Origin of the sequence: Janthinobacterium goodfellowi (genome assembly GCF_051380695.1) — a bacterium.
Classification (GTDB): domain Bacteria; phylum Pseudomonadota; class Gammaproteobacteria; order Burkholderiales; family Burkholderiaceae_D; genus Janthinobacterium.
The window spans coordinates 162,385-172,437 of the sequence record NZ_JBNYXN010000009.1 but is presented as its reverse complement, the minus strand read 5'-3'; the positions used below and the strand labels follow the sequence as shown (position 1 = coordinate 172,437).

12 protein-coding genes are annotated in these 10,053 nt (G+C 61.8%); all 12 read left to right on the top strand.

The genetic code is table 11. The features are described from left to right. Nucleotides 1–50: 50 nt before the first annotated feature. Nucleotides 51–1,514 carry a glutamate synthase subunit beta gene (locus ACQ4WQ_RS26935; RefSeq protein WP_326459555.1) on the top strand — a complete coding sequence of 488 codons (1,464 nt, stop codon included), beginning with the start codon at nucleotides 51–53 and terminating at the stop codon, nucleotides 1,512–1,514. A gap of 259 nt (nucleotides 1,515–1,773) precedes the next feature. Beyond that, nucleotides 1,774–2,583, top strand: a complete 810-nt coding sequence (locus tag ACQ4WQ_RS26930) for an ABC transporter ATP-binding protein (protein ID WP_070219703.1) — start codon at nucleotides 1,774–1,776, stop codon at nucleotides 2,581–2,583. Continuing rightward, a complete protein-coding gene (mlaE, locus tag ACQ4WQ_RS26925; protein WP_034780952.1) occupies nucleotides 2,580–3,362 on the top strand; it encodes a lipid asymmetry maintenance ABC transporter permease subunit MlaE in 783 nt (260 codons plus the stop codon). The genes ACQ4WQ_RS26930 and mlaE overlap by 4 nt, the downstream gene beginning before the upstream one ends. 79 nt (nucleotides 3,363–3,441) lie before the next feature. Further along, nucleotides 3,442–3,912, top strand: a complete 471-nt coding sequence (gene mlaD / locus ACQ4WQ_RS26920) for an outer membrane lipid asymmetry maintenance protein MlaD (RefSeq protein WP_436501248.1) — start codon at nucleotides 3,442–3,444, stop codon at nucleotides 3,910–3,912. Further along, on the top strand, nucleotides 3,909–4,790 hold the full coding sequence (locus ACQ4WQ_RS26915) for an MlaA family lipoprotein (protein WP_436501246.1): 882 nt from the start codon (nucleotides 3,909–3,911) through the stop codon (nucleotides 4,788–4,790). Before mlaD ends, ACQ4WQ_RS26915 begins: the two co-directional genes overlap by 4 nt. Nucleotides 4,791–4,862: 72 nt before the next feature. Beyond that, nucleotides 4,863–5,498: an MlaC/ttg2D family ABC transporter substrate-binding protein gene (locus tag ACQ4WQ_RS26910; protein WP_326459557.1), complete on the top strand. Its 636-nt coding sequence runs from the start codon at nucleotides 4,863–4,865 to the stop codon at nucleotides 5,496–5,498. A 52-nt stretch (nucleotides 5,499–5,550) separates the two neighbouring features. Beyond that, entirely contained in the window at nucleotides 5,551–5,898 is a 348-nt protein-coding gene (locus ACQ4WQ_RS26905; protein WP_034753819.1) for an STAS domain-containing protein, read from the top strand. 211 nt (nucleotides 5,899–6,109) lie between these two features. Beyond that, the gene (locus ACQ4WQ_RS26900; RefSeq protein ID WP_326459558.1) at nucleotides 6,110–7,027 is read left to right on the top strand and encodes an ABC transporter ATP-binding protein; all 918 of its coding nucleotides are present in this window, start codon (nucleotides 6,110–6,112) and stop codon (nucleotides 7,025–7,027) included. Next, complete coding sequence (locus ACQ4WQ_RS26895) at nucleotides 7,024–7,785, top strand: ABC transporter permease (protein ID WP_071074993.1); 762 nt, start codon at nucleotides 7,024–7,026, stop codon at nucleotides 7,783–7,785. The genes ACQ4WQ_RS26900 and ACQ4WQ_RS26895 overlap by 4 nt, the downstream gene beginning before the upstream one ends. 70 nt (nucleotides 7,786–7,855) lie before the next feature. Beyond that, nucleotides 7,856–8,092: a BolA family protein gene (locus ACQ4WQ_RS26890; protein WP_034753824.1), complete on the top strand. Its 237-nt coding sequence runs from the start codon at nucleotides 7,856–7,858 to the stop codon at nucleotides 8,090–8,092. A gap of 4 nt (nucleotides 8,093–8,096) precedes the next feature. Beyond that, on the top strand, nucleotides 8,097–9,347 hold the full coding sequence (murA, locus tag ACQ4WQ_RS26885; protein WP_070257789.1) for a UDP-N-acetylglucosamine 1-carboxyvinyltransferase: 1,251 nt from the start codon (nucleotides 8,097–8,099) through the stop codon (nucleotides 9,345–9,347). Between the two features lie 20 nt (nucleotides 9,348–9,367). Beyond that, a complete protein-coding gene (hisG, locus tag ACQ4WQ_RS26880) occupies nucleotides 9,368–10,036 on the top strand; it encodes an ATP phosphoribosyltransferase (protein ID WP_070219646.1) in 669 nt (222 codons plus the stop codon). Nucleotides 10,037–10,053 lie beyond the last annotated feature (17 nt).

The window sequence follows — 10,053 nt, the reverse complement described above, 5'->3', positions numbered from 1 at the left end:
CCAGGGAGCGGCCATGCCGCTCCCCGCCAGCCAAATACAAAGGAAACATCGTGGGTAAAATTACCGGCTTCATGGAATTCAAGCGCCAGGACGAACACTATCTGGAGCCTGCCGCGCGCCTGAAGAACTACAAGGAATTCGTCTTGCACCTGTCGGACGCGCAAGCGACCGTGCAGGGCGCGCGCTGCATGGATTGCGGCATTCCCTTCTGTACCACGGGTTGCCCCGTGAATAACATCATTCCCGACTGGAATGACCTCGTATACCGCGGCGCCTACCGCGAAGCGCTCGATATCCTGCATTCGACGAATAACTTCCCGGAATTTACGGGCCGCATCTGCCCGGCGCCGTGCGAATCGGCCTGCACCCTGGGCATCCATGAAGATCCGGTCGGCATCAAGTCGATCGAGCATAAAATCATCGACATGGGCTGGGAGCACGGCTGGGTCACGCCGCAGCCGGCGAGTTTTAGCACCGGCAAGAAAGTGGCCATCGTCGGCTCCGGTCCTGCCGGCCTGGCGGCGGCGCAGCAGCTGGCGCGCGCCGGCCATGCCGTCACCGTGTTTGAAAAGAGCGACCGGGTCGGTGGCTTGCTGCGCTACGGCATCCCCGACTTCAAGATGGAAAAGTCGCACATCGACCTGCGCGTGAAACAGATGGAAGCCGAAGGCGTGGTGTTCCGCACCAGCGTGCTGGTCGGCAAGGACTTCCCTGCCAACGTCAACAATTGGGCCAAGGAAACGATTTTCCCGGAAGACCTGGAAAAAGAATTCGACGCCGTCATCATGGCCGGCGGCGCCGAGCAGCCGCGCGACTTGCCCGTGCCGGGCCGCGACTTGAAAGGCGTGCACTTCGCCATGGATTTCCTGCCGCTGCAAAACAAGGTCAACGCGGGCGACAAGCTCAAGGACCAGATCAAGGCGACGGGCAAGCACGTGGTGGTGATCGGCGGCGGTGACACGGGTTCCGACTGCGTCGGCACCTCGAACCGCCATGGCGCCGCTTCCGTGGCCCAGTTCGAACTGATGCCGCAGCCGCCGGAACAGGAAAACAAGCCGCTGGTCTGGCCGTACTGGCCGACCAAGCTGCGCACCTCGTCGTCGCACGAGGAAGGCTGCGAGCGCGACTGGGCCGTGGCCACCAAGCGTTTCGAAGGCAAGGGCGGCAAGGTGGAAAAGCTGATCGCCTGCCGCGTCGAATGGAAAGACGGCAAGATGAGCGAAGTGCCGAACTCGGAATTCGAGATGAAGGCCGACCTGGTCTTCCTGGCCATGGGCTTTGTTTCACCAGTACAACAAGTGCTGCAAGCGTTCGGCGTCGATACGGATGCGCGCGGCAATGTCAAGGCGACAACGGATGGTGCCGGCTGCTACCAGACCTCGGTGGCCAAGGTGTTTGCGGCTGGCGACATGCGCCGTGGCCAGTCGCTGGTGGTGTGGGCCATCCGCGAAGGACGCCAGTGCGCGCGCGCCGTCGATGAGTTCCTGATGGGGGCATCCCTGCTGCCACGCTAATTAACGAGCAATTGTTCGTTTTTTGACAGGGCCACGGCGCGCATTGCGGCGTGGCCCTTGTTATTTTTAGTTATCAAGTGGACAGCCATGAGCCCCATCGGATGAGGGCGCGATGCGCAGGTCAAATTTCCACTACAATATCTGACTTTCGATTCATTAGTGTTGTATTCTTCCCCATTACGGGGCTGTCCCAAGGGGTGTCTCAGCAGAGGTTGGCGTTTCTGCACTACAATACGCCATTAAAATAGTGAGCTTCGTCGTGCCAAATCTTGTTGAGATCCGTGATTTACACTTTGCCTATGGAGAACGTTCGATTTTATCGGGCCTTCAAATGGATTTCCCACGTGGAAAAGTTGTGGCCGTCATGGGTGGCTCCGGCAGTGGCAAGACGACCGTACTGCGCCTGATCGGCGGGCAGTTGCGCCCCAGTTCCGGTTCCGTGAATGTGGACGGCCAGATCGTGCATACGCTGGGAACCGACGAGCTGTATCAGCTGCGCCGCAAGATGGGCATGCTGTTCCAGCACGGCGCCCTGTTTACGGATTTGACGGCGTTCGAGAACGTGGCCTTCCCCCTGCGCGAACACACGGACTTGAATGAAGAGCTGATCCGCACCCTGGTGCTGATGAAGCTGCACGCCGTGGGCTTGCGCAATGCGGCGCAATTGAAGCCGGCCGAGATTTCCGGCGGCATGGGCCGCCGCGTCGCGCTGGCGCGCGCCATCGCGCTCGACCCCGAACTGATCATGTACGACGAGCCGTTCGCCGGCCTGGACCCGATTTCCATGGGCGTGACGGCCAATTTGATCCGCAATCTGAACGATGCGCTGGGCTCCACGTCTATCTTGGTATCGCACGATGTGAAGGAGTGTTTCGCCATCGCTGATTACGTCTATTTTCTGTCATCGGGCAAGATCGTGGCGCACGGCACGCCGGCCGAGATGGCCGTGTCGACGCATCCGTACGTCAAGCAGTTCGTCAATGCCGAGGCCGATGGCCCCGTACCGTTCCACTATCCGGGCAAGTCGCTGGCCGACGACCTGGGCTTGCACGCGGGAGCGGGCCGATGATCGCGCGTTTCCTGGCGGCGATCGGAGCATGGTTGCGCAATTCGGTACAAGACCTCGGCTTTGCCGTGCGTTCGTTCTTTATCATCATCGCCTCGTCAGGCGGCCTGTGGCGCCGTCCGCGCCTGGTGATCGAGCAACTGTTTTTTATCGGTAACCGCTCGCTGGTGATTACCGCCGTCTCCGGCCTGTTTGTCGGCATGGTGCTGGGTTTGCAAGGCTATTACACCTTGACCACGTATGGCGCCGAGCAGTCGCTGGGCTTGCTGGTGGCGCTGTCCTTGACGCGCGAACTGGGCCCCGTCGTCACGGCGCTGCTGTTCGCGGGCCGTGCCGGCACGTCGCTGACGGCGGAAATCGGCCTGATGAAGGCGGGCGAGCAATTGTCGGCCATGGAAATGATGGCGGTCAATCCGATCCAGCGCGTGCTGGCGCCCCGTTTCTGGGCCGGCGTGATCGCCATGCCGATCCTGGGCGCCATCTTCACGGCCGTCGGCATCATCGGCAGCTATCTGGTCGGCGTGGTGCTGATCGGCGTCGATGAAGGCTCGTTCTGGTCGCAGATGCAAGGCGGCGTGGATGTCTGGAAGGAAGTGGGCAACGGCACCATCAAGAGCCTGGTGTTCGGCATCGCGGTGACCTTCATCGCGCTGTTCCAAGGTTACCAGGCGCAGCCGACGCCGGAAGACGTGTCCGGCGCCACCACGCGCACGGTGGTGATTTCGTCGTTGATGGTGTGGTGGCTCGATTTCATGATGACGGCGTTGATGTTTAGCAAGTAATTGCCGTTCAGCGACAAACAGCGGGCCTGGGCAGGATGTTGCGCAGGCGGCAGCAAGTAAAAATTATTTAGGATTGTTTATGCAACGTAAATCTTTGGATGTCTGGGTCGGCTTGTTCGTCTTGTTGGGTGTGGCGGCATTGATGTTTCTGGCGCTCAAGGCCGGCAATATGAGCTCGCTGTCTTTCAGCAAGACGTATACCATTACGGCCAAGTTCGACAATATTGGCGGCCTCAAGCCGCAGGCGCCCGTCAAGGGCGCTGGCGTGGTGGTGGGGCGCGTGGCGGAGATCCGCTTTGACGACAAGACGTATCAGGCGCTGGTGAAACTCGACATCGAAGATGGCTACAAATTTCCGAAAGATAGCTCGGCCAAGATTTTGACGGCCGGTTTGTTGGGTGAGCAATATATCGGCCTGGAAGCAGGCGGCGATTTGGCGAACCTGGCAGAGGGCGACAAGATCGTCCGTACTCAATCGGCCACAGTGCTGGAAGACCTGATCAATCAGTTCATCTACAGCAAGGCAGCGGAAGGAAAGGACAGCAAATGAGCGAGTCGACCAAGCAATCCCAAGGCAGCCTGGCGCGTATCGGCCTGGCCCTGGCCATCGCCGCCAGCGTGAGCGCCTGCGCCACCGGCACCAACCCGCGCGACCCGCTGGAAGGGTATAACCGCGCGATGTTCAAGTTCAACGACACCGTCGACCAGGTGGCCCTGAAACCGGTCGCCACGGCCTACAAGACGGTGACGCCGTCGTTCGTGCAAACGGGCGTGGGCAACTTCTTCGGCAACTTGTCCGATGTGTGGAGCGCCGTGAACAATTTGCTGCAAGGCAAGGGTGAAGCGGGCCTGCAGGACGTCGTGCGCGTCAGCATGAACTCGACCTTCGGCATCCTCGGCCTGATCGACATCGCGTCGCAGGCCGGCATTCCCAAGCATAACGAAGACTTTGGCCAGACCCTGGGCTGGTATGGCGTCCAGTCGGGTCCGTACCTGATGCTGCCGCTGCTGGGCCCATCGACCGTGCGCGACACGGTAGCCCTGCCGCTCGATATCACGGGCGACCCATGGCGCTACAAGGATCCGGTCAATGTACGCAATATCGGCACGGTGACGCGCGTGGTCGACAAGCGCGCCGCGCTGCTCGACGCGACCAACCTGATGGAAGCGGCCGCGCTGGACCGTTATGAATTCATCCGCGACGGCTTCCTGCAGGCGCGCGAAAGCAAGGTTTTCGATGGCGATACGGACCGCCGCGACCGCAAAGTGCCAAAAAACGACACCAGCGATTACGAGCCGGAGTACGAGGCAAAACCGCAACCTGCCAATGACGTGCCTGCGGCCACGGCCGCCGCCGTGGTGGCGCCAGCGGACCTCGTAACATCTGGTAGCAATACCGTTGCTTCCGAGGCCAGGCCCCAGGAGTAAACTCCGGTACAGAAACACCACGGCTGCGATCAACGCCAGCCGGTGCATAGCAACACCATGAAAGGTAGAACCATGAAATTGATGAAACAACTGCTGGCGATGGCCACTATCGCCTTTGCCACCGCCGCCCAGGCCGCTCCTGCTGTCGAAGCGCCGGACGTATTGGTCAAACGCATCAGCCAGGACGTGATCGACACGGCCAAGAACGACAAGGCCATCCAGGCTGGCGATATCAAGCGCGTCACCGAATTGGTGGAAAGCAAGATCCTGCCGTACGTGGATTTCCAGCGCATGACGGCCCTGGCCGCCGGCCGCTTCTGGCGCGACGCCACGCCTGACCAGCAAAAGCAGCTGGCCGCGGAATTCCGCACCCTGCTGATCTACACGTACTCGGGCGCCCTGTCGCAGATCAAGAACGAAACCGTGGAATTCAAGCCGCTGCGCGCCGACCCGAGCGACACGGAAGTGGAAGTGCGTTCGCAGGTCAACGTGGCGCGCGGCGAACCCGTGCCCCTGAACTACCGCGTGGCGAAAACCCCGGCCGGCTGGAAGATCTATGACATCAACGTGCTGGGCGCGTGGCTGGTGGAAACGTACAAAAGCAGCTTTGCCAGCGAGATCAGCAAGGGCGGCATCGATGGCCTGATCAAGACCTTGCAGGCAAAAAACAAGGCCCTGGCCAGCCGTCCCGCTGCCAAAGCCAAATAATCGGCTATCATATAGCTCCTGACCCAGCTCCAGACCAGCGCAGCCCGACGCCATGCCCGACTCTCTCGACACCTTGCAGTCCCTGACTTCCCTGACCGTGCACAATGCCACTTCGGCATTGGAGCAGGGTCTGGACGCCATCCGCTCGGGTCAGACGAAGTTCGACTTGCGCAACGTCAAGGCCGTCGATTCGGCCGCCGTGTCCGTCATGCTGACGTGGCAGCGCGCGGCCCAGGATGCGGGCGCCGTGCTGGAGCTGAAAAACCTGCCGAACAACCTGAAAAACCTGACCAAGCTGTATGGCGTCTGCTCGCTCGTCTCGAGCACGCTGACGGCCGACGACTGCGCCAGCGCCGGCGGCCACGCCGAACGCAGCCCGTCCGACCTGCATCATCATTGATCCTGTCCCACTCCCCGCATCAGCAGTAGCTTTCAAGCCGGCAGGCCAGCAGCGCCGCCGGATTGATCTCCAAGTGTTCCACGAAGTTTCCAACTATAATTGACTGTTGCGCCGTCCTCGCCTGAAGGTGGCGCCCTGCACCGGCCTGCCGGCCTGGATGTCTCCGGCAACTGGCGCATCACACCAGACGCATTACACTTGAAACAAGCACATGACCGCAATTCAAATAACGAACGTAGAAAAGAGCTATAAATCGCTCAAGGCGCTGGGCGGCGTGTCGCTGGCCATCGAAGAAGGCGAGTTCTTTGGCCTGCTCGGCCCCAACGGCGCCGGCAAGACCACCCTCATTTCCATCATCGCCGGCCTGATACGTCCCGACGCGGGCACCGTCAAGATCCATGGCCACGACGTGGTCAAGGACTTCCGCAATGCGCGCCGCAACCTGGGCGTGGTGCCGCAGGAACTCGTGTTCGACCCGTTTTTCACCGTGCGCGAAACCCTGCGCCTGCAGTCCGGCTATTTCGGCCTGCCGAACAACGACAAGTGGATCGACGAGGTCATGGAAAACCTCGACCTGACCGGCAAGGCTGACACCAACATGCGCGCGCTGTCCGGCGGCATGAAGCGCCGCGTGCTCGTCGCCCAGGCGCTGGTGCATAAGCCGCCCGTCATCGTGCTCGATGAGCCGACGGCCGGCGTCGACGTGGAACTGCGCCAGACCCTGTGGAAGTTCATCTCGCGCCTGAACCGCGAAGGCGGCCACACGGTCGTGCTGACCACCCACTACCTGGAAGAGGCGCAAGCCATGTGCCAGCGCGTCGCCATGCTGAAGACCGGCAAGGTGGTGGCGCTCGACACGATGTCGGCCCTGATCCGGCGCATCGCTGGCTCGCAGCTGCAGGTGCACCTGAAACACGGCGCCTTGCCGGCCGACCTGCAGCACCTGGTGCTGCACCCGGAAGAACAGCAGGCGCCGAACAAGTTCAGCCTGCGCGTCAACGAATACAGCGAAGTCGAGAAAATCCTCGCCCGCCTGCGCGAAGCGGGCGTCGAGATCGATGAAATGCAATTGCAACAAGCCGACCTGGAAGATATCTTCTTGCAGATCATGGATAAAGGTACCGTATGATTTCGACAGGATTTCGCACCCTCGTCTACAAAGAGACGCTGCGCTTCTGGAAAGTGGCGACGCAAACCGTGGCCGCACCCGTGCTCACGTCGATGCTGTACCTGCTGGTGTTCGGCCATGTGCTCGACGGCCGCGTCGAGCCGAGCCCCGGCGTCAGCTACACGGCCTTTCTGATTCCCGGTCTGGTGATGATGAGCGTGCTGCAAAACGCGTTCGCCAATTCCTCGTCCTCGCTGATCCAGTCGAAGATCACGGGCAACCTGGTGTTCGTGCTGCTCACGCCCCTGTCGCATTGGGAAATCTTCTCGGCGTATGTACTCGCTTCCGTCGCGCGCGGCCTGGCCGTGGGCTTTGGCGTGTTTGCCATCACTTGCTGGTTCGCCGACCTGTCGTTTGTCGCGCCGCTGTGGATCGTCATCTTCGCGTTTCTCGGCGCCGCCATGCTGGGCACCATGGGCCTGATCGCCGGCATCTGGGCCGAGAAATTCGACCAGCTGGCCGCCTTCCAGAACTTTTTGATCATGCCGGCCACCTTTTTGTCGGGCGTGTTCTATTCGATCCACTCGCTGCCGCCGTTCTGGCAGACGGTATCGCACCTGAACCCCTTCTTCTACATGATCGACGGTTTCCGCTACGGCTTCTTCGGCGTGTCCGACGTCAGCCCCTGGATCAGTCTTTCCATCGTCGCCGGCTTCCTCGTGATCCTGGCGCTGGCGTCGATCCGCCTGCTGAAAAGCGGCTATCGTTTGCGTCACTGATTGCGACACTCATTGCGCCATTGACTGCGGCACATCACATCACTACATTATTCAATATCAAGGACTTATCGTGACCACCACTCCAGAACTGATCCACGGCTATCTGTCGGCCGGCCTCGAATGCACGCACCTCGAAGTGGAGGGCGACGGCCAGCACTTCCAGGCCGTGATCGTCTCGCCCGCATTCGCCGGCAAGCGCCTGATCCAGCGCCACCAGATCGTCTACGCGGCGCTGGGCGACCGCATGCGCGAGGAAATCCACGCGCTGTCGATGAAAACCCTGACACCTGAAGAATTCCAAGGATAAGCACATGGACAAGCTCCTCATCAACGGCGGCAACCGCCTGAACGGCGACATCGCCATCTCCGGCGCGAAAAACGCCGCCCTGCCCATCCTGTGCGCGGGCCTGCTGACCGCGGGCGACCTGGACCTGACGAACGTGCCGCATTTGCACGACGTGGCCACCATGCTCAAATTGCTGGGCCAGACGGGCCTGAAAGTGCAGCAGGACGGCGACCGCGTCGTTCTCAACGGCAGCGCCATCGACACCCTGGAAGCGCCGTATGAACTGGTGAAAACCATGCGCGCCTCGATCCTCGTGCTGGGCCCCATGCTGGCGCGCTTCGGCGAAGCCAAGGTCTCGCTGCCGGGCGGCTGCGCCATCGGTTCGCGCCCCGTCGACCAGCACATCAAGGGCCTGGAAGCGCTGGGCGCCGAGATCCGCATCGAAGCGGGCTACATCTACGCCAAGTGCGCCAAGCTGAAAGGCGCGCGCATCGTCACCGACATGATCACCGTCACCGGCACCGAGAACCTGCTGATGGCCGCGACCCTGGCCGAAGGCGAGACCATCCTGGAAAACGCCGCCTGCGAACCGGAAGTGACCGACCTGGCCCACCTGCTGGTGGCCATGGGCGCGAAGATCGACGGCATCGGCACCAGCCGCCTGGTGATCCAGGGTGTGGACGCCCTGCACGGCGCCTCGCACGCGGTGATCGCCGACCGTATTGAAACGGGTACCTTCCTGTGCGCCGTGGCGGCCACCGGCGGCGACATCACCCTGCGCAACGTGCGCACGGACATCCTCGACGCGGCGCTCGACAAGCTGCGCGCCATGGGCCTGACGATGACCTTCGGCGCCGACTGGATCCGCGCCGAGATGTCGGCCCGTCCGAACCCCGTCAGCTTCCGCACGACGGAATACCCGGGCTTCCCGACCGACATGCAGGCGCAGTTCATGGCCGTCAACACGATCGCCAACGGCGCCAGCCGCGTCACCGAGACGATTTTCGAGAACCGCTTCATGCATGTGCAGGAAATGAACCGCCTGGGCGCCGACATCACCATCGAGGGCAACACGGCCATCATCGCCGGCGTCAAGCAGCTGCGCGGCGCGCCCGTGATGGCGACCGACCTGCGCGCCTCGGCCTCGCTGGTGATCGCGGCCCTGGCCGCCGACGGCGAAACCCTGATCGACCGCATCTATCACCTCGACCGCGGCTACGACCGCATGGAAGTGAAGTTGTCGGCCGTCGGCGCGAACATCGTGCGCATCAAGTAAAAACAAGAAAAGGAACGAGCATGAACGGATCGAACAACGGCGACAGCTCCCAGCTGATCCTGGCGCTCTCGAAGGGCCGCATTTTTGAGGACACCATGCCGCTGCTGGAAGCGGCCGGCATCAAGGTGCTGGAAAACCCGGAGACTTCGCGCAAGCTGATTTTGGCCACCAACGATCCGAACGTGCGCGTCATCATCGTGCGCGCCAGCGACGTGCCGACCTACGTGCAGTACGGCGCGGCCGATTTCGGCGTGGCGGGCAAGGATGTCCTGCTCGAACACGGCGGCGAAGGCCTGTACCAGCCGATCGACCTGAATATCGCTTCCTGCCGCATGTCGGTGGCGGTGCAGGCCGGCTTCGACTACGAAAAGGCCGTGCACCAGGGCGCGCGTTTGCGCGTGGCCACCAAGTTCGTGCACACGGCGCGCGAGCATTTCGCCGCCAAGGGCGTGCACGTCGACCTGATCAAGCTGTATGGCTCGATGGAGCTGGCACCGTTGGTCGGCCTGTCCGACGCCATCGTCGACCTGGTCAGCACGGGCAGCACCCTGCGCGCGAACAACCTTGTCGAGGTCGAGCACATCATGGAAATTTCGTCGCGCCTGGTGGTCAACCAGGCGGCATTAAAGCTCAAGCGCGAGCGCTTGCAGCCGATTATCGAGGCGTTTGAACGCGCCTCGCAAGCCTAGACACATTCAGTAGCAGA

Bases quoted from the DNA above. Each gene is read 5' to 3' on its own strand.
- mlaE (WP_034780952.1), top strand. From the start codon at position 2,580: ATGATCGCGCGTTTCCTGGCGGCGATCGGAGCATGGTTGCGCAATTCG.
- mlaD (WP_436501248.1), top strand. From the start codon at position 3,442: ATGCAACGTAAATCTTTGGATGTCTGGGTCGGCTTGTTCGTCTTGTTG.
- ACQ4WQ_RS26915 (WP_436501246.1), top strand. From the start codon at position 3,909: ATGAGCGAGTCGACCAAGCAATCCCAAGGCAGCCTGGCGCGTATCGGC.
- ACQ4WQ_RS26910 (WP_326459557.1), top strand. From the start codon at position 4,863: ATGAAATTGATGAAACAACTGCTGGCGATGGCCACTATCGCCTTTGCC.
- ACQ4WQ_RS26905 (WP_034753819.1), top strand. From the start codon at position 5,551: ATGCCCGACTCTCTCGACACCTTGCAGTCCCTGACTTCCCTGACCGTG.
- ACQ4WQ_RS26900 (WP_326459558.1), top strand. From the start codon at position 6,110: ATGACCGCAATTCAAATAACGAACGTAGAAAAGAGCTATAAATCGCTC.
- ACQ4WQ_RS26895 (WP_071074993.1), top strand. From the start codon at position 7,024: ATGATTTCGACAGGATTTCGCACCCTCGTCTACAAAGAGACGCTGCGC.
- murA (WP_070257789.1), top strand. From the start codon at position 8,097: ATGGACAAGCTCCTCATCAACGGCGGCAACCGCCTGAACGGCGACATC.
- hisG (WP_070219646.1), top strand. From the start codon at position 9,368: ATGAACGGATCGAACAACGGCGACAGCTCCCAGCTGATCCTGGCGCTC.